The organism is Microcystis sp. LEGE 00066, from assembly GCF_015207925.1.
Taxonomy (GTDB): Bacteria; Cyanobacteriota; Cyanobacteriia; order Cyanobacteriales; family Microcystaceae; genus Microcystis; species Microcystis ichthyoblabe_A.
Genome location: NZ_JADEVX010000010.1, coordinates 1 through 23,593 on the forward strand (window position 1 = coordinate 1; position 23,593 = coordinate 23,593).

Sequence of the window (23,593 nt, forward strand, 5' to 3'; positions counted from 1 at the left end):
GGATAGAGAAAATCGAGATTAACGTCGCGTCGGGCGCCGGGGGGAAGTTCTATCTGTACTAAAGCTTCTCCCTGTTGTCCTTCCCGTTGAACGAGATGGAAAAAACGTTCCTCGGTGCGTCCCATTGCGTTACGATAGGTAACGCGCACGGCCCCCCGGAAAAATACCTGTCCCTGGACGGGTTCAACAAATAGCAAGCGATCGAGATAATTGTCTTCTTTAATTGGGGTTTGAATAGTCAAAGCCACCACCTGCGTCTTGTTAGTGTTGTTATATAGAGGTAAAGTCAGATAGTAGTGAACACCGTAGTTACCGTGAGCTTTGAAAGCCGTATCGGGATAACGCACTAACATGGGGGCGCTTTGGATTTGCCTGGTTCCGAAAGTAGCTGCTGTCACCGTACTTAAAGGATAGGCAAAAGCTTGACCGGGTTGAGGAATGGTGAGATTAATTCCCCCTTTGGGATCAACAATGCGGGTTGCCCATTCCGAACCCACAGAAATTCCAGCCACGCGACCATAAAAATTTCTTCTTCCGGGAGACCATTGATCGGGGGGAGTGGGGGGAAAATCGCGAGGAGCGGCTAAATCACCTCTAACTAATAGGGTACGCCATTCCTCTAGGGTAGGGGGACGAAAGCTTTCTATTTCCCGATCTTCGATTTTGACTTTTTGGGGAACTTCGTAGAGGGCTAAATTAGCCATATAGATAGGGCCATCGCTGTAGAGACGCAGCAGAGTCGAGCGAGCGCTGCTTCTGGGGATAACTAGATCCAAGAGCATCCGACTTTCGCCGGGGGGAATGACGATCTGGGTGGGAAATTGGGTATCATGGCGACGACGCATGATATCGCTGGCTAAACGGGAACCGGGACCGGAAAAAACCCGGCCGTTGGGATCTTCCACCAGAGAGGGTAAATCGACAAAAGGGGCATCGGCGGAGGTGACGTAACTGACTCCTTGCAGGATGCGGATAACGAGGTTTTTGGAGGTGGGATTAGTAACGATCAGTCCCTGGTGTAGGTTGCGATTGGGATCGGTTTGACGAGCGATGTGGTGGGTGAAAACGTCAAAACGTCCTTGTAGGGGATGATTGAGATGGGCTATGGGAAAACGTTTTCCTTTACCGGGGAAAGTGGAGAGGAGAATTCCCTCTTTTTCTACTACTTCGGGACTATTGCTATTAAAAACTAGAACGTCATTTAGTTGACCGGGCAACTGACGCACTTCCTGATATTGGGTGATTAATTTCCTCTCTATCTGGGGCAGAACCGAGGCGGACTGAGCTAAAAGAATAGTGGGTAAGAAAGAAAGCATAGAGATTCCATATTTATAGGATCTAATTTAGGGTGAGTCGATGGAGAGATGAAGTTATACGACAATATAAGCGAGTGTGTCCGGGCGATCGATAAAGAATCTTAATATATTTTTAAGGTCTGATCAAGTCCTGTCAGGGGTGATGTGAACTAGGGACGGTTTTCTGGGTGAGCAAGGGAGAATACCCCTTGCTATTGCCGATTTTAAGGGTTAAGTTGACAATGACCCGTAACTGCTCACCCTAGCTTTAAATTTCGCCGCGAATTTCTTCGACGATGCCATCTCTAAGGACGAGTTCCACATTCATTTTGGCCACTAAGTTATCGCCTTTTTCGACGCGGAAAAAGCTTTCTAGTTGTGCTTGGGCGACTTCTTGATTGAGTTCCAAGAGTTGTATCTGTTGCAGTTGTTGCAGATACTGGTTTTTTTGTTCGAGAAACTCACTTTTCTGTTGATTGACTTGGATTTGAATATTGTCAATCTGTTGGGCAGCCGCGGGGGGTAAGGGGATCAGACTCTGACGCTGAATTTCTGCGATCGCTCTTTGTCCTTGGCTTTCTAATTGTTGAATTTGTGCATCAATTTGCACCATTTGTGCTTGTAATTGCTGTTGTGCTTCTTCTTTCCAGCGGGGGGTCACGATGACTTTAATTGTCACCGGGCGCTTCAGTAATAAACTGGTTTGTGCGTCATCCATGATTTGCTTATCCTAAAAAGGTTTTTTTGTCAAGGGTTTAGGGAATATTTACCAGAAATATTTACTTGGCAAACATCTCGTTAATCATATCGCGATAGCGTTGCGTTACTACCAGTCGTTTAATCTTTAAAGTTTGGGTCATCATGCCGTTTTCTAGGGAAAAAGGCTCTAAAATTAACTCAAAGGTTTTAATCTGGTCATCGGTACGATAACCGGGCCGATTTCTCACCTCGCGCTTTAATTCTTGTTGGTAGAGAGCTAAGACTTTTTTGCTGTAGAGATCGCTAGAAAGAATCGTTGAGCGATCGCTGTGAGCATCGGGTAAATTTAAGGATAGTTTCTGTTCATGGGCCCAATTGGCCAGTATATCAAGATTAGGCACGATCAAAGCCCCCAAAGCTTTTTGATCCTGTCCCACTAGCATGATTTGGGAGATAAAGGGACTGCGTAAACAAGCATCTTCAATCGGTTGCGGTTCGATATTTTCACCATTGCTCAAAACAATTGTATCTTTGGCTCGTCCGGTTAAGACTAAATCCCCAGCAGCGGTTAACCAACCAATATCACCGCTATCAAACCAACCATCGGGAGAAATCGCTTTTTCGGTTGCTTCGGGTTTTTTATAGTATCCCTGCATCACCTGCGGACCACGAATCAAGACTAAACCGTGTTTTTCTGTGGGTAGGACTTCTTTGCTGTGTAAATCGACAATACAGATTTCTGTCTGAAAGACGGGACGACCGGCAGACCCGCGCAGGTTATGATCGATACGACGGACGGTAGCGACAGGAGAAGTTTCTGTCAGTCCATAACCAACTAAAATCGGGATTCCCGCAATCTCATAGAAAGTATCTAGATGTCTGGCTAAGGAACCACCGCCACTAACCAAGATTTTAACTTTATTTCCCACTGCTTGGCGAATTTTGCCATAAACTAGCTTGTCACCGATGGCATGGAGGGGATAGAGTAAGAGGGATTGAATTCTTGCTTTTAGTCTTTCTCCGGGGGAAGCGTGAAGGTGATCTAGGCTGAGATTATCAGCGATACGTTTAGCAATAACGTACTTTTCCGACTTTTCTAGCAAAAATCGCACTAATTTCTGTTTTGTGGCCGATTGTTCGCTAAATTGTTTTTGGATCCCCTCGTAAAGAGATTCCCAAAGACGGGGAACTCCCACCATTAATTGCGGACTAAATTGCTTTAAATCCTGCTTAAAAGTGCGAATACTGGTATAAATCTGGGTGCAACCTTGAGCTAGACTGAAATACTCACAACTGCGCTCGTAGGAATGCCATGAAGGTAGTATGCTTAGAACTCGATCGCCGGGATCCGGTTGAAAGATAGCATTTAAGTTGCGTACCTGATGGAGTAGATTCCCGTGACTTAACATCACCCCTTTTGGTTGTCCCGTCGTTCCCGATGTGTAGATGAGGGTAGCCAGATCATTTTCGCCCTTGGTGATGGGTTTAAGGGTGTTCTCAGCCCCGATCGCCATTAGTTGCTTGAAATTTAAGGTCTGCACGGAAATCGCCCCAGTAGCGGGGTCTTCGTCGGTGAGCAGCACGATTAATTTTAGGGGCAATTCAGGGATTTTCGCCAGCAATTTGCCTAAAGTTTTGTTATTTTCGACAATCAGCGTCTGACTGTCACTATCAGCGAGAATATAGGCTAATTCCTCGGCATCTGCTTGAGCAGATCGTACCGCATTGGCGGCCCCGGCTGCCATGGAACCTTGGTCGGCAATAAACCACCGGGGACTATTATCGGCAAATAAAGCGACATTTTCGGTTTCTGTGACTCCTAATGCTTGTAAAGCGGCGGCAAATTGCTGAATTTGTTGATAAAGTTCCCGATAGGTGATAATTACTTCCGGTTTACTGTGGGGATCGTGCAGGGCGATAATATTGGGGAAACGCTGGGCAACTATTGACCAAACTTCGGGTAAAGATTGAATATTTGAATAGTCAATTAGGGTTGTCATAGCAGTAGTTATAGGGGGTTACAAGAGTAATAACATATAGATTAACCATTCGAGGCTCTTTTTGCTGGTTCTCCTAGACAGTATTTCAACAGGTATCTAGTGCTGCAAAGTTAATTTCCTAGTTGAGACTCGGAGAGAGGAGACTTTTCGGTTATCGGTGAACAGTGAACAGTAATCAGGGAATGTTACTGTTACTTAATACCGCTTACTGATTACGGAAAAGGCTAACGGCTTAGATGTATAATTAATTTTGCTTAGGTAAGTGGTTCTAATTAAATAGAAGATATATTTTGCCCCTGATCCCCCCCCTACCCTCCTTAATAAGGGGGGAACTGACAATTTTTAACACCTACCTGCTTAGGTACTTAATAAAGTTGTAATTAGCAGAAAAAACGATGATTGCTCTATCTAACTATAATAATCTCACTCCAGAAGAATATCTTCAGTTTGAAGAGAAAAGTACCATTAAACACGAGTATATCGATGGACAAGTTTACGCCATGGCAGGGACGACGGATACTCATAATATTGTTGCGGGGAATATATACACAATTGTTCGTAATCATTTGCGTGGTTCCGATTGTCGGGTTTATTTTGCCGATGTGAAAGTCAGATTAGAGAAGCGCAATCACTTTTATTATCCTGATATTATTGTCACCTGTGATGACAGAGATAGGGAAACTGCTACCTACAAAAGTTTTCCTAAATTGATTGTTGAAGTTCTCTCCGATTCCACAGAAGCTTTTGACAGGGGGGATAAATTTAATGATTATCAAACTCTAGAAAGTTTAGAGGAATATGTCTTAGTGAATAGTAAACACCAACGAGTGGAAACTTTTCGACGGGGTGAACAGGATTTATGGATTCTGCAAACCTATCAGCAAGAAAGTTTTAGTTTGCAGAGTATTAATCTGACGGCATCTTTTCGGGATTTATACGAGGATATCACCCTAGAAACCTGACAGGGGGACAAGAAGGCTGAAATCCATATATCGTAAACTTTTCATGATTTTAGCTCGAAAAAGTTCGCCGCACCATCTCTCACTTATTAATAATGATTCCTAGTAAGCTCGCTCCTATCCCTAATTCTTTCCTTAGCTTTTTGCCTAGAATCGCTCGATCTATTTCTAGCGAGAGAAGCCAGAAGCCTTTGTTGGCAAATTTTCTAGCTCGCTTGTCCCCCTGTCAGAAAATCAACACCACTGACGGATCATCAGCAATCATCAAGTTAATCGCTTGCATCAACTCTGCTGATTTTGGATGTTTACAGCGATCTAAATCGTCAATAAATACATATACTCGATCATTCCCAATATAGGCATCGACAATTTTAGCAAAATCTTCATGAAATTCTTCCTATCATCTAAACCCGATAGGTTTTGTCAGGTAGGGGATAGAAGATTTAACTATGTCTATAGAATTATTGGAGTTTCAGCAATTCGGCTCTTCGTTACTTGGTATGGTTCGATAGGGGGGCATAAATCGACTAAATCCTTATCTGGCAAAGGATTTAATTGATTAGTTCGCTCTAGATCGAAAATAATTGACAAAAATCGCTAAATGCCTTTCTATATAGGGGTTCCATCCCTTATAACCCCCGTTCATTGCATAACACAAACCGAAGAGCCAGCAATTCTCATTTTAAGGTTTCATGACATTAAAACCCTTGCACCTAGAGGGGTTAATAATTCTTAACGAATCTCTAGATCGCTGAAACAACGCAAAATCGTTTCAAAATGAGAATTGCTGTTGGAGTTTAGTTTTACTAGGAATCAGAATTAATGACCAGTAGGTGACAGCCTCTGGATCGATTTCGGTAATCGGAATAATTTGCTGATTGGGTAAGGTTGCTCGTTCGATGTAGAGGGCGCGTTCTAATAATCCTAATTCCTCGAGAATATCACGAACTTTAGCGAAATGTCTGCCTAATTTAATAATCGCTGCTGCATCGATAAATGCTAGGCGATCCCGCAATATTTCCGCCTCTAAAGTAGCGGGCATGATACTAAATACGTCATTTCGATAAGTGATAGGTACACCCAGCATTGCTGCACTTGCCATCACTGAAGAAATACCCGGCACGACTTCAATAGAAAAGCGATCGCACAAGCGATTAAAGATATACATAAATGTGCCATACAACATCGGATCGCCCACACATAGCACCGCCACATCTCGGCCTAAGTTTAACTGTTCGGCGATATTTTCGGCGGCAATATCATAATGAGGTTGAGAACTGCGCTCGACACTAAAAGGTAAAGGCATGGGAATTTCTATCTGCTCGGGACGGATAAAATCCGAAACAATTGCCCGTGCCAAAACTTTGCCACTTTCTAAGGTAGGATAGGCAATTACCGGAACAGTTGTGAGAATCCGGTGTGCTTTTAGCGTCAACAATTCGGGATCACCGGGACCGATTCCTAATCCATAAAGTTTGCCTAATTTATTCATAATTCGTTCTCTTTTGCTAAAGCATTGACTGCTGCTGCTGCGATTGCGCTGCCGCCTCTACGTCCGTGCAGGGTAATAAATGGCACGCCACGACTATTAGTTGCTAATTCTATTTTCGACTCTGCCGCTCCTACAAATCCCACGGGAAAGCCTAAAATCAAAGCCGGTTTAGCTACATTTTGATCGAGCAATTCTAGTAGGTGAAAAAGTGCGGTTGGTGCATTACCAATGGCTACCACCGCTCCAGCTAAATGAGGTTGCCAAAGTTCTAAAGCGGCAGCGGAGCGGGTATTATTAATTTGCCGTGCTAACTCGGTCACTTCTGGATAATTGAGGGTACAAATAATCGGATTATTTTTAGGTAAACGGGCTTTGGTAATGCCATTAGCGACCATTTGAGAATCACAGAGAATTGCTGCACCCCCAGCGAGGGCATTTCGTCCGATTTTAACCGCGTCCGGTGATGCTTCTAAATCTTCTGTTATGTCTGTCATCCCGCAGGAATGAATTAGACGAACCGCCACAGAAGCTAAATCATCGGGGAGATTTTTCCAGTTAGTTTCAGCCCGAATAATAGCAAAAGATTTGCGGTAAATTTCCTCACCATTCTTAATGTATTCCATTCTATTCATCTAAATTTTTTGATTTTTGGGAGCTTAAAATTTGGACTATGAGCCGGGGAATCTTGGTAAATTCTCCTTCAAATATGGGTGCTTCTAAGAATTTTTGACTATCACCCACATAGACTTGATAAGCTTCCATTGTTTGGCCATTTTCCTCGATGGTAGTTCCTAAAAGGGTAATTTCCGCAGGACCCGGTTGAGCGCAGGATTTAGCACAACCTGTCAAGTGAATATTAACAGGAGAATTGCAGGTTAAGTGTTCCTGCAAATAATCTGCTAGGATAGAAGCATGAATTTGAGTTGCAGTGGCCGCTGCTGCACAACCCGGTTTACCGCTACAGGCAACTATCCCCGCATCCCATCCAGGAGAAGCGGATAATCCTAGGGATGACAGTTTTGGCAACAATTCTGACACTTTTTCATCGGGAATATCGGGTAATATAACAGTCTGCCAAGGGGTTAATCGTAACTGACCACTGCCAAAAGTTTCTGATAGTGCCGCTAATCCCCATAGTTGATTAGCCGTCAATTGTCCTAATCTTAATGATAGACCAATATAAGACAATCCGGGTTGCTTTTGAGGATGAATTCCTAGATGAAAATAGGGTTGAGTAGAATGGGCAGCCTGCTGGTATTCTTGCCCTTGTATTATGCCAGTAGAAGTCCGATGTAATTGGGAGTTAACTTGTTCGAGATATTTTGTTAATCCCCAATCTTTGAGTAGGTGTTTCATCCGAGGTTTTTTTCCCTTGATATTAGGGGTTTGTTGAACATAATCGAGATAAACCTTTACTAGAGCTTTGACCACAGCTAAACAGTTTTCTGGCTCAATTAATAAGTCCGTGTCATAGAATTGTTTATCTCCTCCAAGTGCTAATCGAAAGCAAACAATAGAAGTTAAATTTGTCGGATTATTGAGAGCAATTGCTGATAGCTGAATCTCGTTATAGCGGTGTTGCCAGGCCATAGTTGAACTGGTGCCAATTCCCACTGCACCACCGCCATCGATCCCGATACTAAATTTAGGACTTAGTTGGGCAATTGATGGATAATTTTGGATAAAATTATCTAATTCTTGGACTAATGGACGAGTATCGATCAATTCTTGGCAGTCAATTCCAGCCGTGGGACTAGACATGATATTACGCAGATGATCGATACTGGGATTATGGGCAGCTAACCCTAATTTTTGCAGGGTTTGAAATTCTTCTAAACTGGGGGATTTTTGCAGTCCGCGAATTTGCAGATTTGCCCGATTGGTAACTTGTATCGTACTCTGCCATTGTTCGAGCCAAGTGGCGATCGCTTTTCCCTGTGGAGAATTGAGCCATCCACCGGGGGTGCGGAGACGAATTAAAAACCCATCCTGGGCAGCAGTTCCATAAAATAAACCGGGACAAGCATTTGCTTCAACTAACCAATTCACCGTTATTTGTTCTCCATGCGACGCAGAGAAGTAGTTAGAAAATTAGTTGTCTATACTACCGATCAAAAGCTTGTAATTGGTATTCTGACTCGCAAGGAAAAAGGGAAGATGTACTCTTTTTACTTTTTACTTTTTACTTGATTACAGCTGCGGCACAGTACCAGAATTGCACTGGACTTTCCCAAAGACAAGTTTAAGAATTATACCACGTTTTCGGTTGAAACTCAGTATCGTTAAGAATAGCTACATTTTCCCCCCTTTGTGCCAAGACAAATAAACCTTGACGATAGGCATATTTATCCGCTCCTTCTTCGATTTCAATGCCTGCTACTGCCCCATATAATTGTTTGTGGTTATATTCGGGAAAAAATTGCCTAAATTCTGTTAGATTCTTGATTAATTCTTTGACATCATCTACACTCAAACTACTTTTGACTTCCACTACTAGCACATGATTTTCATTAGTTACTAACACATCAATTTCTAGGGTTTTACCATCGAGACGTTTTCTGACTCTTTGACTAACTTGATGTACGGGAATCTGACGATTTAAAAATAAAGTCTCACAAGCGGGGGCTACCATATTTTCGACAAAACGTCCCCATTTACCGCCAAGATTACCAATTTCTTGACTGAGTCTGGTAATTTGGCGATCGGCTTCTTGAAAGCGTCGCTCGGTTTCTTTTTGAGCTTCTACTAATTCGGCTAATAATTTCCAAACATCATCGGCGGTGGTGGTCATAATTTTTCCTCTAAATTAACTTGACAATAACCTGATCATATCTTGTTTTTAAAGCCCCTACCACGTTTTTGGTTGAAAATCAGTATCGTTAAGAATCGCTACATTTTCCCCCCTTTGTGCTAAGACAAATAAACCTTGACGATAGGCATATTTATCTGCTCCTTCTTCGATTTCAATGCCTGCTACTGCCCCATATAATTGTTTGTGGTTATATTCGGGAAAAAATTGCCTAAATTCTGTTAGATTCTTGATTAATTCTTTGACATCATCTACACTTAAACTACTTTTGACTTCCACTACCAGCACATGATTTTCATTAGTTACTAACACATCAATTTCTAGGGTTTTACCGTCGAGACGTTTTCTGACTCTTTGACTAACTTGATGTACGGGAATATCACGATTTAAAAATAAAGTCTCACAAGCGGGGGCTACCATATTTTCGACAAAACGACCCCATTTACCGCCAAGATTACCAATTTCTTGACTGACTCTGGTAATTTGGCGATCGGTTTTTAAAGATTGTTCTTTGAGAATCCGCTCGGTTTCTTGAAAGCGTCGCTCGGTTTCTTGAAAGCGTCGCTCAGTTTCTTGAAAGCATCTTTCTGTCTCTTTTTGAGCTTCTACTAATTCGGCTAATAATCTCCAAACATCATCGGCGGTGGTGGTCATAATTTTTCCTCTAAATTAACTTGACAATAACCTGATTATATCTTGTTTTTAAAGCCCCTACCACGTTTTCGGTTGAAACTCAGTATCGTTAAGAATTGCTACATTTTCACCCCTTTGTGCCAAGACAAATAAACCTTGACGATAGGCATATTTATCTGCTCCCTCTTCGATTTCAATGCCTGCTACTGCCCCATATAATTGTTTGTGGTTATATTCGGGAAAAAATTGCCTAAATTCTGTTAGATTCTTGATTAATTCTTTGACATCATCTACACTTAAACTACTTTTGACTTCCACTACCAGCACATGATTTTCATTAGTTACTAACACATCAATTTCTAGGGTTTTACCGTCGAGACGTTTTCTGACTCTTTGACTAACTTGATGTACGGGAATCTGACGATTTAAAAATAAAGTCTCACAAGCTGGGGCTACCATATTTTCGACAAAACGACCCCATTTACCCCCAAGATTACCAATTTCTTGACTGAGTCTGGTAATTTGGCGATCAGTTTTTAAAGATTGTTCTTTGAGAATCCGCTCGGTTTCTTTTTGAGCTTCTGCTAATTCGGCTAATAATCTCCAAACGTCATCGGCGGTGGTGGTCATAATTTTTCATCTTAATTAACTTGGCACTAACCCGATTATATCTTGTTTGAAGGATAGAGCCTGATGGCAGATAATGAAATAGTAGCGATTTTTTTTAATATGGCGGATCGCAATTGTCAGTCGAAATGGCTATCGATCATAGGAATTGGTGAAGATGGCTTAGAAGGGTTAAGTTCAGTGGGGCGAAGTCTGCTTTCTTTAGCATCAGTTATTGTCGGTGGTGAACGTCATCTGGCAATGTTACCCCCAGAGGATCAACGGCAAAAACTGCTCTGGACTTCTCCCATTCAAGACTCCATTAACGAGATTATCCGCCGTCGTGGTCAATCTGTCTGTGTTTTGGCCAGTGGTGATCCCATGTGCTACGGGATTGGTGTCACCCTCACCCGTCAGATTCCCCCGGAGGAAATGACGATTATTCCCTCTCCTTCTAGCTTTAGTCTTGCCTGTAGTCGTTTGGGTTGGTCCCTGAGTGAAGTGGAAACTTTGAGTTTGTGCGGTCGGCCTCCGGCTTGGTTGAATGGGGTGCTTTATCCCGGCGCTAAACTGCTGGTACTGAGCGCTGATGCTCAGACTCCCGCAATCGCTGCTCGGCTGCTCAGGGAGGGAGGTTTTGGCGAAAGTTCCATCACCGTTTTAGAACATCTAGGGGGAACCCGAGAACGCCACATTCAAGGCATCGCCAACGATTGGGAGTTTACATATCTGGCAGATTTAAATGTCATCGCCATTAGCTGCATTTCCTCCCATCCCCCCACCCGGGCGCCGCGCCTTCCAGGACTGCCGGATTCTGCCTACCATCATGACGGACAGTTGACAAAAAGAGAAGTTCGTGCTATCACGCTGAGTAGATTGGTTCCCCTGCCTGGGCAATTGCTCTGGGATGTGGGGGCGGGTTGTGGTTCCATTGCCATTGAGTGGCTGCGGAGCGATCGCCGTTGCCAGGCTATTGCGATCGAACATCATCCCACCAGATTACAATACATTGCCGATAATGCCGCCGCCCTGGGAACGCCCCACCTGCAAATCGTCGCCGGAATCGCACCGAGCGCCCTGGAAGATTTACCGCAACCGGACGCTATTTTTATTGGTGGCGGTATCACCACACCCCACCTATTGGAAACCTGTTGGTTAGCCCTGCGCCCCGGGGGTCGTCTTGTTGCCAATACTGTTACAATTGAAAGCGAATTAGTTCTCTTGCAATGGCATAGTAAATTAGGAGGGGAACTGCTGCGAATTGGCATTGAAAAAGCCGAACCGGTCGGCAAGTTTTTAGGTTGGAAAGCAATGGCCCCCGTGACCCAGTGGACTGTTCTGAAACCGAGATTGTAAATCCTTGATTTTCTCCTTGATCCCTCTTGCAAAAGTTGTAGATAGAACTTTTTGGGTATTCTTTTTCTTTCTAATTAGTTAGGTGTTAAAAATTGTCAGATCCACCTTAATAAGGAGGGATCAAAGCCCCCCTTATCAAGGGGGGTTGGGGGGATCGAACCCAAAATCCATTTTTAATTTAATTAAAACCAGCTACTTACCATTTTAAAAAAATCAATTAATAAATTCAATTTCAGTTAGGGGAACCGGAAATGTTGCTTTTTTATCCCGATGGACAAGCTTTCACTAGCTATAATCAGGAAAAACAACGAGCGGAACGATTAGCGAATAAACTGCGGGAATTAGGCATTAATCCTGACGATATCTAAGTTTACCCCTTGATCTCACTTTTATTACCGAGTATTTCAATTAAAGTTAACTCTATTTCTGGAAAGGATTCAATAAAAATACTTTCACCTCGATAATATTTCTGAATAGCTTGATAACTACCATGCAGAGGATAGCGATAAACTTCTAAACATTCTTCCTTGAGATTAACGATCCAAACTTCTTTAATATTTGCTTCCGCATAAAGAGAAATTTTAGTATAGCGATCATAATCGAGGGTAGAATCGGAAACTTCAATAATTAAATAGATATCTTGAGGACAAGGATAGGCAGCAACATAAAAATCCGATCGAGGTATTAGTAAACTTAAATCTGGTTCTGGTTGAGAATTATTATTTAATCTAATCGGATTTTGCACCCTGAGAATAATTTTCTGTCCTAACTTTTGATAGAATAATTGTATTAATCTATCTACAATAGAAGCATGACGGGTTCCCATCGGTGACATTTTGATAATTTCTCCTCGAATTAATTCCACTTTTTCATCGGGTTTGATTATTCCCTCGGTTGCCATTTTTTCGTATTCTTCCACCGTAAACTTACGGGTAATCAGTGATAAAGACATTTTAACTAAACTCCTGCTTTTTCTTTATTCTATCTGGACAGCCTTCCAACGGGTGAATTATCGGTAAATAGGTAGGGGTTAAAAATTATCAGATGCCCCCCTTATCAAGGGGGGATTAAGGGGGGATCGAACCCAAAATCTATCTTCAATTTAATTATAACCACTTACTTATCTAAACCATTAATCAGGGGTATAAACTAACTTTTTGGGGACTTGTACTGATTTTTCGGGAAAAAACAGCACTTGCCATGGCGACAAAACCGCTAGAGCTAACGTCTAGAAAGCTAGGGTAGGATCGAAACTGCCCCAAAAAAGCTACTATAGGTCAGTTGTCGATGTTAAAAAAAATAGCCGTTCCCTTCAGGAACATTAAGTCGAGAAATTTTATGGTTAAGCGAAAACAGCCTTATGGTTTAATTTATCTGTTCAGTCTGGCGATCGGTTTAGTGATTGCGATCGCACCTGACGGACAAGCACAAACCCCCGACTCAAACACTCCCGCCAGCGATCCTAACGAATTAAAACCCTTAAATCAAGCCGATAGTGTCCTGAGTCTTCAGGGGGGACAACGTTTAGTGGAAGAAGCGAACGCCGCTATTAATGCCGCTAAATACGATGTCGCTGTGGATAAACTCAATCAAGCGCGTCGGATTTTTAACCAACTATCTAACTATCATCTGCAATTAGCTAATAGTTTCTCAGGAATTGACCCAAAAGTATTCGATTATCAGCGTCAAAGTGCTTTAAACACCGGACAAATGCGGGATGAAGCCACCTATAAGCTTGCTTTGGTTCATAGGGCGCAAAATCAGCCAGAATTGGCGGTTCCTTTGTTAATTCAGGTGATTCAATCCCAAAACCCCACCAGTGAATTAGGACAAAAAAGCTATCAACAACTCTACGAAATGGGATTTGTCAGCACACCCATCTCCGCACCGACTCCCACCTCCGCAACTCCTAGCAATCCCCCCCCACAGCAGTGAATTTTATCCCCATTGACGAGCTTTCGGTAACAATGGGATCAGAGTATCTTTAATTGTTTTGAGGAGTTAAGATGGTTGACTTTCGCCAAGTAGAAGCGATGATTCAAGAACAAATCCCCGATGCACAGGTGATGATTCGGGATTTGACGGGAGGTGGTGATCATTTGGAAGCGGTGGTTATTTCTGGCGAATTTGCTGGCAAAACCCGCGTTAAACAGCATCAAATGGTTTATGGCGCTTTACAATCGGCACTGGCTACCGAAGCCATCCATGCTTTGGCATTAAAAACCTACACTCCCGACAGTTGGGCAGCAGAAAAATAACAGTTATCAGTTATCAGTTATCAGTTATCAGTTAATTTTTTGGCTCTCTTAGGTTTGGTGGGCAAAATGTATTCTAAGATACATTCTTCCTAGCGAGCGAGTGGAAGGAACCACAAAGACACAAAGGACACAAAGATTGATCGATCCTCTGTAAGTTAAACTTATCACACAGAACCTAGAAGAGCCAACTACCCAATTCATAATTCATAATTCCCACACCCTACCCCCACGAAAAACTTTTTGCCGCAAACCCTAATTACTTATGGTTAGTCCTTTACTAGAACCCTTTCGAGAAGCCTATCGCAATTTGGAACTTTTACCCCTGCGATCGGATAAAGAATTACAGCGTTTTGCTGTCAAATACGGCACAGAAATTATCGAAGAATTAGAACAATTGGTAGAAGATAGTCCTTCGGAAGACGGAAAAATTATTCTAGCAGGACATCGGGGTTGTGGTAAGTCAACCCTACTCTACGAATTTAAAAGAAAGTTAGATGATCGCTATTTTGTTGTTTTCTTCTCGATCTCAGACATGATCGAGATGTCAGACGTAAATCATGTTAGTATTTTATTCTCGATCGCCGTTCAGATGATGTCAGAAGCGGAAGCCCAAAATTTAACTATTAAAGATTCTATTAAAAAAAGCTTTTATCAATGGTTTGCTGAACAAATTCGCACCGAAACCAATCAAGCAGATGCAACTCTCGAAACAGGTTTTAACTTTTCTACTTTACTAGCTCACATTAAAGGAATTCTCAAGATTAATTCGACTATTCGCGAGGAAATTAAACAAAAATATGAGCGGAGAATTACTGATTTAGTTGCCCAAATTAACATTATAGCTAGTGCGATCGAGTCCCAAAGTCAGAAAAAAATCTTAGTAATTGTTGATGACATTGATAAAATTGACTTAGCACAGGTAAGGGATATTTTTCAATACAATATTAAAGCGATTATGTTGCCTGGTTTTCGGATTATTATGACTATTCCGATCGCCGCTTTAAGAGAAGTAGCTTTAAAGGCAACTCTCCAAACAGAAACTAATGATCAGATCGTACAAATGCCTGTATATAAACTCTTTAAACGGGGAGAAATTAATTCAGCTAATGCTATACCCGATCCGCAAATTATTACTACTTTAACCGAGATTATCACTAAGCGCATCAATCCCGCTTTAATCGATCCTGACACCCTTGAAAAAATTTGTCTTTATAGTGGGGGAGTATTACGAGAATTAATTCGCATTACTAATGATTGCTGTCGGGTTTGTTTGCGATCGGTTCGTCGTTATCCTAATGATAATACCCTAAAAATTAATCAAGCTGTTTTAGAACAATCAATCACAGAACTTAGTCTCGATTTTGCTGAAAGTATCGGTACAGCAGATGAGGAAATTATTAAAACTGTTTATGAAAAGTCAAAACCGAAGGATCTCAAGGATCAAGATTTTCTAGATCTGTTGCATGGTTTATATATTTTGGAATACCGCAATGGCGATCTCTGGTATAATGTGCATCCGATTGTGGTTGAGTTAATGAAAAAAAGAGGAACAATTTGAATGGGATATTATGAATAATGAAACATCTTCAATTATTGACCAAAATGACAGAGAATACGAAGGTTTAATCGTGTCTCTAGAGGCAAATCAAGAGAGATTAAATATATTGATTTGTGTGTGTGATCAGGAAAAATTGCGAGAAGAAATCATCGATCGCTATAGCAAAGAATTAGAACCAGTAATCCCTTGTTATCGGATTGATTTAGATCAAAAAGAACCGAGTTTAAGAGCAGCAATTGCTAGTTTAGTCTCCAGAAAACCAGAGTTATTACAAAGCAAAAACGCCGTGATCACAACCACAGGAGTGGAAAAATTACACTCGATCGAATGGCAACAGGAAAAATCGGAACTAGATAAATTTTTTGGTTATCTGCAATGGACAAGGGAAGGATTGCGAGAATTTCCCTATTCCATCGTTCTTTGGGTAACAAGCACAGTGGAAGTAAATTTACGCAAAAAGTCCCCCGATTTTTGGAGTTGGAGAAAAGGAGTTTTTCGCTTTATTTCTCCTCCAAGTAACTTTTTACCTTGTCAGGAATTTTTACCAATTTTACAATCTTTTGACGAAATTACTATAGATAAAGATATTCCTTCAATCTCTAAGGAAGACTTGTTAGAACTAATCGAGCAAATCGAGGTAAATAAAGGCAAAAAAGAGCCAAGACTAGCGAGTTTATATGCCAGTTTAGCTAAGATTTATAACCTTCGTTTATCAAATCTGCCATTGTCAGATTATCGTCAGGAACTTCTGCTTGCGATCGAGTATTATCAAAAAGCGATCGATTTACAAAAAGAGTTAAATCTAGAACTTGATTTAGTTGCGAGTCTCAACTCATTAGCCGGTATTTACTATTGCCTAGGAGAATACCAAAAAGCGCTCGAGTTTTGTCAACAGTCCTTAGCAATCACACGGGAAATCGGTGATCGGGGGGGTGAAGCGAAATCCTACAATAATTTAGGCAATGTTTACTATTGTCTGGGAAAATACCAAAAAGCGATCAGGTTTCATAAAAAGTCTTTAGCAATCACACGGGAAATCGGTGATCGGGGGGGTGAAGCGAAATCCTACAGGGGTTTAGGCAATGTTTACTATTCCCTAGGAGAATACCAAAAAGCGAGCGAGTTTTATCAACAGTCCTTAGCAATCACACGGGAAATCGGTGATCGGGGGGGTGAAGCGAAATCCTACAGGGGTTTAGGCAATGTTTACTATTCCCTAGGAGAATACCAAAAAGCGAGCGAGTTTTATCAACAGTCCTTAGCAATCACACGGGAAATCGGTGATCGGGGGGGTGAAGCGAAATCCTACAGGGGTTTAGGCAATGTTTACTATTCCCTAGGAGAATACCAAAAAGCGAGCGAGTTTTATCAACAGTCCTTAGCAATCACACGGGAAATCGGTGATCGGGGGGGTGAAGCGAAATCCTACAGGGGTTTAGGCAATGTTTACTATTCCCTAGGAGAATACCAAAAAGCGAGCGAGTTTTATCAACAGTCCTTAGCAATCACTCAGGAAATCGGTGATCGGAGAGGTGAAGCGAATTCCTACAATAATTTAGGCATTGTTTACCAATCCCTAGGAGAATACCAAAAAGCGATCGAGTTTCATCAACAGTCTTTAGCAATCACACGGGAAATCGGTGATCGGAAAGGTGAAGCGAATTCCTACAATAATTTAGGCATTGTTTACCAATCCCTAGGAGAATACCAAAAAGCGATCGAGTTTCATCAACAGTCCTTAGCAATCAAACGGGAAATCGGTGATCGGGGGGGTGAAGCGTATTCCTACAATAATTTAGGCAATGTTTACCAATCCCTAGGAGAATACCAAAAAGCGATCGAGTTTTATCAACAATCCTTAGCAATCACACGGGAAATCGGTAATCGGGGGGTTGAAGCGAAATCTTGGTTTAATCTGGGAGTTACCTACGATAAACTCAAACGTATATCGGAAGCGGAAGAAGCATATCTTCAAGCGCGGAAATTATTTCAAGCATTGGGGTTAGCAGCGGATGTTCAAAAGTGCGATCGGGCAATTCGGAGATTATAAACCCGAAAATATCCCTTAATCGTTGCTTTCTTTCTGGGGGTGATTAAGTTTCCTTTAGTTTTAATTGGGGGGATAATATTGGCATTGTGGCGATTGTTAAAAAGATGGTTGAGGAAAGCATAATTAGGGGTTAGATATCCCTTATTTTTAACCTGAGTTTGACATCTGCTAATTTACCCTCATAACTACCGTAAAGTGAGAAATTATAGTAATATTTCTAAGGATTACCAGAAAAGAAAGAGCGCCACGCCGCTGTTCCGATCGCTCCTCCTAAAAGAATAATTAACGTCCAAACTTGATTTTTTTGGGTTCCTTCCACCTTTTCTAGTCTTCTATCCATCCCATCGACTTTCTCAGTTAGTTTTGCTTGTCCTACCTCTAGCTTAGTTAACCGTTCGTCGATTTTCTCAAATTTCTGGTTAAGATCCTTCTGTAGGCTATCAAATTTCTGGTTAACATCTTGTTGCAAGGTGTCGATTTTTTGGTTAACTTCCTTCTGTAGGCTGTCAAATTTCTGGTTAACATCCTGTTGCAAGGTATCGATTTTTTGGGTGACATCTCTTTGTAGGGTATCGATTTTTTGGTTAACCTCCTTGATGCTGTCTTTAATTTCCTTGAGGACAGATTCAAGACTATAAGTAACAGTTTCGTTAGACATTTTGGTAACATCCCTGGGAGTAATGATAGTACAATAATTTTGTTATAATCGTAAATCTGGTTATTAAAAACTGATTACCTATTGCCTAGGATTTAGTCTTATGGTAATAAGTAGCTGGTTATAATTAAATTAAAAATGGATTTTAGGTTCGATCCCCCCTGCCCCCTTGATAAGGGGGGTATCTGACAACTTTTAACGCCTACCTACTTAAGTTAGGTTTTTTCCTTAGCGAGAATAAAGACGCTGCCCTCGCTGCCGCGGCCGATGCGGAGATCTTCATCGAGATAAGTGATATCGAGCCAACCTTTTTGTTCGCGATTATTGAAAGAAAAATCGAGGGGAGGAAATTTTTTGCCACTTTCGATCGCGTCGATAAATTCTTGGGGAGAATGATAATTGAGAAAACGTTGCAAACCGAGGATTGATCGCTCAAATTTGACCATGACTCGACGCTCGGAGGTGGGTTCAAAGGTAGCGGCGACGATCACTGCTCCTTCTAACCAAGGTACGCCGGTAATTTCAGCAATATTATAGAGTTTGGCCTTGTTCAGGTCGAGATATTGATAAATTTGCCCTAATTGAAAAAAAGGTAGGCGATCTAGTCCCAGAATGTCGCGGCTGCTGGTGAATAGTAAACGCCAATTGCCCCCTAATAGTTGTTTAACTTCGAGGGGATGAGGATGGGGATTGTGATCCTCCAATTGTTCGATCGCCGCTAAAATCCGCACGCGGTCGCTTTCCGTGGCCAGGAGTCCGCGATTTCTACCAGCGATCAACTCCAGTAATTTCGCTTTGGCATCCATAGAATCTCCCTTATTTTATAAATTACCTCGACCCGCGAGGCACTCGATCGAGGTTTTTGGTGGCCCTAAGAGGCCCACCCACGCCGATGATTTGAGAGTTTCAACGGAGTTTTAACCTCGGTGAGCGGCATTTTTAACTGTTGGCCTCACTATTTTAACACGGATTAAATGCCCCGGTTTTAAAACTTTTTCATAACCGTAATTAAGTGATCGAAATAGGGAGCAATTGCGGTTTTTTCTGAGTCACTAAAATGATCTAAACTGTATTGTTTTAGGGCTTCTAACCCCGAAATCATCGCCCCTAATGGTACTGATAGTATCTAAATCCCTACCACTGAGATAGCGAGTTTGATCATCCGCTTGTTGCCAAATAGCGATCGCTGCTTGCTGATAGGGCCAATTAGGGACTTGCGCTTTGATAATGTACCTTTTGGGCGAACGCAGTTCGCCCCTACATTGTGGACAAAATCGGTTACTGTAGAGGCACAAAGCTTGCGCCCTCCGAGCGATCAGGTTTGCTGATCACTCTAAGTAGGGGGAGAGCCTTCGAGTGCCTCCGCAGCTAAGGGACTTGCGATTTTCTGGCTGGGATATTATTCCCACGCAAGTCCCTTAGCGAAACTGATGATTTTCGCTTTTGGGATTAATTGCTGGGCGCTTTCACTCAAAGGCATCGATCGCTCTCCGTCGGGTCAAATTAGGCGGTTAAGATCTCTTCTACCATAAATGATCGAAAAATTAGCGATAACTAAAGATTTTTTGCAATCTGCCCGGGAGGATCGCTTACAATTAACAAAAGCTAATTCATTATATTTTGATCATCATGTCAGTTTTAATAGCGATCGGTGTACTTGCCCTATTAATTGTCGTTCACGAATTAGGTCATTTTGCCGCTGCTCGTTGGCAATCTATCCATGTTAATCGCTTTTCCATCGGTTTTGGTCCAGCTTTAGCTAAATATCAAGGTAAAGAAACAGAATACGCCCTCCGCGCCATTCCTTTAGGGGGTTACGTTGGTTTTCCCGATGACGATCCCGATAGTCAAATTCCCAATAACGATCCTGATTTATTACGCAATCGTCCTGTTTTCGATCGAGCTATCGTCATTAGTGCGGGAGTAATTGCTAATTTAATTTTTGCCTATTTTTTGCTTGTTACCCAAGTGGCTACGGTGGGTTTTCCCCAAATTAACTATCAAGAAGGGGTAATTATTCCAGAGGTTTTTACCTCGGAAAATTCCGTCGCTAAACAAGCGGGAATACAAGCAGGGGATATCGTTCTCGCTATCAATGATCAGCCTCTTGGTGCTTCTCAAAATGCCATTATTGACTTCCGTGACATTATTCAATCTTCCCCCGATCAACCCCTAAAATTAACCATCAAACGCCCCACAGAAACTCTCGATTTAATCGTTACTCCGGAATTGGGAAGTGATGGTCAGGGTAAAATTGGGGTTAGATTGGCTCCTAACGGTGAAGAAACTCGCCTGAAAGCCGATAATTTTGGTCAAGCTTTTAGCTTAGGTGCGGGTGAATTTCAACGATTAACCCTATTAACCGTGCAAGGTTTTGGGCAGTTAGTTAGTAACTTTAAAGACAGTGTTCAACAGGTAGCAGGACCAGTTAAAATTGTCGAATATGGAGCAGCAATCGCTCGTAATGATGCGGGTAATCTTTTTCAATTTGCCGCCCTAATTAGTATTAACTTAGCGGTGATTAACATTCTGCCTTTACCTGCTCTTGATGGTGGTCAGTTGGTATTTTTATTAATCGAGGCTTTGGTAGGTAAACCTCTCCCAACTAAACTGCAAGATAACATCATGCAAACAGGTCTAGTTTTACTCTTAGGATTGGGAGTTTTCTTAATCGTGCGCGACACGGCTAACCTAGCAGTTTTTCAGGATTTATTCCAGTGATGGCCCCTCGAAAAAAAACTCAGCTTCGACTGCGCGCCCTAGAGATTTTAAGCAACTTAAAGCAATTATATCCAGAGGCAACCTGTAGCTTAAATTATCAAACTCCCGTGCAGTTATTGGTGGCAGTTATTCTCTCGGCACAATGCACTGATGAGCGGGTAAATAAGGTTACTCCTGCTTTATTCGCCCGTTTTCCCGATGCTAAATCCTTAGCTTTTGCCGAGCGAGAGGAGTTAGAAACCCTGATTCGTTCCACGGGATTCTATCGCAATAAAGCTAAAAATATTCAGGGTGCTTGTCAAAAAATCCTCAAGGATTTTCAGGGGGAAGTACCCAAGACAATGGAGGAATTATTAACTTTACCCGGAGTAGCTAGAAAAACGGCTAATGTGGTACTTGCTCACGCTTATGGGATTATTGAGGGGGTGACAGTAGATACCCACGTTAAGCGCTTAAGTAATCGTTTGGGTTTAACTACTAATAACGATCCAGTGAAAATTGAACTGGATTTAATGGCTTTACTCCCTCAACCGGATTGGGAAACTTTTTCTATTAGTATTATTTACCACGGCCGGGCGGTTTGTAAAGCGAGAAATCCCACTTGTTTTTCCTGTCAATTAGCCTCTCTTTGTCCTGCAGCAAACAGTAAACAGTAAACTGAAAACTCACACCTGATAACTGGTAACTGAATCACTGATAACTGATCTGGTGGCTATCTCAATGGAGCGAGATGAATCGCCACCAGAATAAAACTAACGCGGTAGGGTTTCCACTTTTGGGGAGTTTTTTTGGTTCTCGACGTATTTTTTTAGTTGTTCGACGGTAACGCCGCCACAACTAGCCACGAAATAAGCTCCCGTCCAAAAATAGGGTTTATTGTCGAAATACTTTGCCGCTAAATCTGGAAATTCCTTTCTAATTAAGCGACTACTAACTGTTTTAAGGTTAGCGATTAGTTTGGATAAAGCGATGTCAGGCTTGTCATCGATAATCCGGTGAACGTGATCCGATTCACCGTTGAAATCAAGCAATGCGCTTTCCCATTTTGTGAGCGTTGATACAAAGATTTCTTTCAGTCGGGCTAAGATTTCATCGTTAATAGCAATGGTCGGTATTTGATGACGAATACAACGTGGGCGGTAAGTCTATAAACAGAACGAAATCCATGATTGTAATCAGTTGACATATTAGGCAGTAAGTGTTATAATCTAGCTATACATCACGAAACTAACGACAGTGATAACGCTTACCTACCAGTACAAACTAAAGGTAAACAGGCAACAGGAACGGGAGATCGTCCACATTCTTGATGTTTGTAAGAGCGTTTATAATTACGCGCTCTCGGAACGGAAAGATTGGTTAAACTCTCGAAAGTGTCTTCCGGATCGTTGTTCGTTAGTTTCTGAGTACATAATTCCTGCGGATGAACCCTATCCTAATTACTTCGTTCAAGCCAAAAATCTAACGGAAGCTAAAAAAGTTTACCCGATATTAAAGACGGTTAACGCTCAAGTCTTACAGCAAGTCTTAAAAACTGTAGATAAAGCGTTTGACCACATGAAATCGAAAGGCTTCGGCTTTCCTAGATTCAAGAAAAAGATGCGAAGTTTTGTTTTCCCCGCGCTGTCAAAAAACTTTCTAGGGGATGGATGTTTGAATTTTCCACAATTGGGAAAAATTCGGATTAGGAAATCCAGAAAGTACCCGTCTGGGTTCGAGCCTAAACAAGCTCGAATTATCCAAAAAGCGTCGGGATTTTACGTTTCGGTTTCCTTCCAATCTACGGAATTAGTTCCCGATATGACAGTAGGGAAGACCTGTTTAGGAATTGACGCGGGAATTGAGAGTTTTGTCGCTACTTCACGGGGAGATTTAATCAAAGCCCCTCGATTTTTGTTGAAAGTACAGAGTAAGCTTAAATTGCTACAAAGACGCTTGAAACATCAAGTCAAAGGCTCGAACAATTGGTTGAAACTCCAAGATAAGATAGCGAGATTACACGAGAAAGTGTCTAATACTCGTAGGGATTGGCATTTTAAGTTAGCTCATTACCTTTGTGATCTTGCTGATAATATCTTTGTTGAAGATATTAACTTCGTTTCCTGGTCTAGAGGGATCGTTAGAAAACAATCTCTAGATTCAGGTATCGGTAGTTTTATTAATGAGATACTACCGTTTGTTATTTGGAAACGGGGAAAATATTATCTTAAGGTTGATAAAAACGGAACTTCCCATGATTGTCCTAATTGTGGCGCGATTACCGGCAAAAAGTCGTTATCGGAAAGAGTTCACCGGTGTGATTCTTGCGGCCACATTGAACCGGGAGACACGGCATCAGCAAAGGTAATCGAGAACCGGGGAAAAAACGCGGTCGGACTGACCGTGTTAGAAAACGCTCGCGGAGGCGATTTGACGGGGATCGACCGGTTAAACCAAGTCGATCTAGTTAAAAGCCTAAGAACCGAGAATCCCCCGCTACACCGCGCGAGCGGTTAGCGGGGG

General features: G+C 42.0%; 22 protein-coding genes, 3 pseudogenes and 1 riboswitch. Of the genes and pseudogenes, 10 read left to right on the plus strand and 15 right to left on the minus strand.

Annotated elements, in window-relative coordinates:
- The 3 genes from IQ224_RS02645 to IQ224_RS02655 all read right to left on the minus strand — a co-directional run.
- Positions 1–1,316: DUF3370 domain-containing protein (locus IQ224_RS02645; protein ID WP_194032496.1), on the minus strand; the 1,316-nt coding region annotated here is incomplete at its 3' end.
- Positions 1,317–1,563: 247 nt separating this feature from the next.
- Complete coding sequence (locus IQ224_RS02650; protein WP_002740554.1) at positions 1,564–2,013, minus strand: YlqD family protein; 450 nt, start codon at positions 2,011–2,013, stop codon at positions 1,564–1,566.
- Between the two features lie 61 nt (positions 2,014–2,074).
- Positions 2,075–3,994, minus strand: coding sequence for a long-chain fatty acid--CoA ligase (locus tag IQ224_RS02655; protein ID WP_194032497.1), 1,920 nt, complete (start codon positions 3,992–3,994; stop codon positions 2,075–2,077).
- A 395-nt stretch (positions 3,995–4,389) separates the two neighbouring features.
- On the opposite strand from IQ224_RS02655, the gene IQ224_RS02660 reads away from it, so the two are divergent.
- Positions 4,390–4,956: a Uma2 family endonuclease gene (locus tag IQ224_RS02660; protein WP_194032498.1), complete on the plus strand. Its 567-nt coding sequence runs from the start codon at positions 4,390–4,392 to the stop codon at positions 4,954–4,956.
- Between the two features lie 229 nt (positions 4,957–5,185).
- Here the strand turns inward: IQ224_RS02660 and IQ224_RS02665 are convergent.
- From IQ224_RS02665 to IQ224_RS02695, 7 genes and pseudogenes are all read right to left on the minus strand, one after another.
- A pseudogene (locus IQ224_RS02665) lies at positions 5,186–5,350 on the minus strand (P-loop NTPase fold protein); the annotation flags it as partial.
- A 375-nt stretch (positions 5,351–5,725) separates the two neighbouring features.
- Positions 5,726–6,445, minus strand: coding sequence for a precorrin-2 C(20)-methyltransferase (cobI, locus tag IQ224_RS02670; RefSeq protein ID WP_084990085.1), 720 nt, complete (start codon positions 6,443–6,445; stop codon positions 5,726–5,728).
- A complete protein-coding gene (locus IQ224_RS02675) occupies positions 6,442–7,068 on the minus strand; it encodes a precorrin-8X methylmutase (protein WP_002740548.1) in 627 nt (208 codons plus the stop codon). The genes cobI and IQ224_RS02675 overlap by 4 nt, the downstream gene beginning before the upstream one ends.
- A gap of 1 nt (position 7,069) precedes the next feature.
- Positions 7,070–8,494, minus strand: a complete 1,425-nt coding sequence (gene cobG / locus IQ224_RS02680; RefSeq protein WP_194032499.1) for a precorrin-3B synthase — start codon at positions 8,492–8,494, stop codon at positions 7,070–7,072.
- A gap of 56 nt (positions 8,495–8,550) precedes the next feature.
- Positions 8,551–8,714: riboswitch (cobalamin riboswitch) on the minus strand.
- Positions 8,688–9,236: a DUF3782 domain-containing protein gene (locus tag IQ224_RS02685; RefSeq protein WP_153044880.1), complete on the minus strand. Its 549-nt coding sequence runs from the start codon at positions 9,234–9,236 to the stop codon at positions 8,688–8,690. (Overlaps the previous riboswitch by 27 nt.)
- A 57-nt stretch (positions 9,237–9,293) precedes the next feature.
- Positions 9,294–9,908, minus strand: a complete 615-nt coding sequence (locus tag IQ224_RS02690) for a DUF3782 domain-containing protein (RefSeq protein WP_084990084.1) — start codon at positions 9,906–9,908, stop codon at positions 9,294–9,296.
- Positions 9,909–9,965: 57 nt separating this feature from the next.
- The gene (locus IQ224_RS02695) at positions 9,966–10,517 is read right to left on the minus strand and encodes an NERD domain-containing protein (RefSeq protein ID WP_084990083.1); all 552 of its coding nucleotides are present in this window, start codon (positions 10,515–10,517) and stop codon (positions 9,966–9,968) included.
- A 63-nt stretch (positions 10,518–10,580) separates the two neighbouring features.
- On the opposite strand from IQ224_RS02695, the gene cbiE reads away from it, so the two are divergent.
- Positions 10,581–11,849 (plus strand): precorrin-6y C5,15-methyltransferase (decarboxylating) subunit CbiE, encoded by a 1,269-nt coding sequence (gene cbiE, locus IQ224_RS02700; protein WP_080612770.1) that lies wholly within the window; start codon positions 10,581–10,583, stop codon positions 11,847–11,849.
- Between the two features lie 370 nt (positions 11,850–12,219).
- Here cbiE and IQ224_RS02705 read toward each other — a convergent pair whose 3' ends face one another.
- Complete coding sequence (locus tag IQ224_RS02705; protein WP_194032500.1) at positions 12,220–12,801, minus strand: Uma2 family endonuclease; 582 nt, start codon at positions 12,799–12,801, stop codon at positions 12,220–12,222.
- 335 nt (positions 12,802–13,136) lie between these two features.
- Here IQ224_RS02705 and IQ224_RS02710 point away from each other — a divergent pair, with 335 nt between their 5' ends.
- The 5 genes and pseudogenes from IQ224_RS02710 to IQ224_RS24850 all read left to right on the plus strand — a co-directional run bounded on the left by IQ224_RS02710 (position 13,137) and on the right by IQ224_RS24850 (position 17,715).
- Positions 13,137–13,784 (plus strand): hypothetical protein, encoded by a 648-nt coding sequence (locus tag IQ224_RS02710; RefSeq protein ID WP_036403371.1) that lies wholly within the window; start codon positions 13,137–13,139, stop codon positions 13,782–13,784.
- Positions 13,785–13,855: 71 nt separating this feature from the next.
- A complete protein-coding gene (locus tag IQ224_RS02715; protein WP_002737239.1) occupies positions 13,856–14,107 on the plus strand; it encodes a BolA family protein in 252 nt (83 codons plus the stop codon).
- A 262-nt stretch (positions 14,108–14,369) separates the two neighbouring features.
- Positions 14,370–15,665, plus strand: a complete 1,296-nt coding sequence (locus tag IQ224_RS02720; RefSeq protein WP_002749536.1) for a P-loop NTPase fold protein — start codon at positions 14,370–14,372, stop codon at positions 15,663–15,665.
- Between the two features lie 10 nt (positions 15,666–15,675).
- Positions 15,676–16,665 (plus strand): annotated as a pseudogene (locus tag IQ224_RS24845) (tetratricopeptide repeat protein); the annotation flags it as partial.
- Positions 16,663–17,715, plus strand: a complete 1,053-nt coding sequence (locus IQ224_RS24850; RefSeq protein WP_370583121.1) for a tetratricopeptide repeat protein — start codon at positions 16,663–16,665, stop codon at positions 17,713–17,715. The pseudogene IQ224_RS24845 and the gene IQ224_RS24850, both read left to right, overlap by 3 nt.
- Before the next feature lie 217 nt (positions 17,716–17,932).
- Here the strand turns inward: IQ224_RS24850 and IQ224_RS02730 are convergent, their stop codons facing one another.
- The 3 genes from IQ224_RS02730 to IQ224_RS24855 form a co-directional block, all read right to left on the minus strand.
- The gene (locus IQ224_RS02730; protein ID WP_194032501.1) at positions 17,933–18,373 is read right to left on the minus strand and encodes a DUF4164 domain-containing protein; all 441 of its coding nucleotides are present in this window, start codon (positions 18,371–18,373) and stop codon (positions 17,933–17,935) included.
- A gap of 212 nt (positions 18,374–18,585) precedes the next feature.
- Entirely contained in the window at positions 18,586–19,176 is a 591-nt protein-coding gene (locus IQ224_RS02735; protein ID WP_002747500.1) for a PAP/fibrillin family protein, read from the minus strand.
- Positions 19,177–19,355: 179 nt separating this feature from the next.
- On the minus strand, positions 19,356–19,472 hold the full coding sequence (locus IQ224_RS24855; protein ID WP_002747503.1) for a hypothetical protein: 117 nt from the start codon (positions 19,470–19,472) through the stop codon (positions 19,356–19,358).
- 527 nt (positions 19,473–19,999) lie between these two features.
- Here IQ224_RS24855 and rseP point away from each other — a divergent pair.
- Entirely contained in the window at positions 20,000–21,091 is a 1,092-nt protein-coding gene (gene rseP / locus IQ224_RS02745) for an RIP metalloprotease RseP (RefSeq protein ID WP_002747504.1), read from the plus strand.
- Entirely contained in the window at positions 21,091–21,747 is a 657-nt protein-coding gene (gene nth, locus IQ224_RS02750; protein ID WP_002747506.1) for an endonuclease III, read from the plus strand. The genes rseP and nth overlap by 1 nt, the downstream gene beginning before the upstream one ends.
- A 96-nt stretch (positions 21,748–21,843) precedes the next feature.
- Here nth and tnpA read toward each other — a convergent pair.
- Positions 21,844–22,265, minus strand: a pseudogene (tnpA, locus tag IQ224_RS02755) (IS200/IS605 family transposase); the annotation flags it as partial.
- Positions 22,266–22,327: 62 nt separating this feature from the next.
- On the opposite strand from tnpA, the gene IQ224_RS02760 reads away from it, so the two are divergent.
- Entirely contained in the window at positions 22,328–23,587 is a 1,260-nt protein-coding gene (locus tag IQ224_RS02760; RefSeq protein WP_084990080.1) for an RNA-guided endonuclease TnpB family protein, read from the plus strand.
- Positions 23,588–23,593 lie beyond the last annotated feature (6 nt).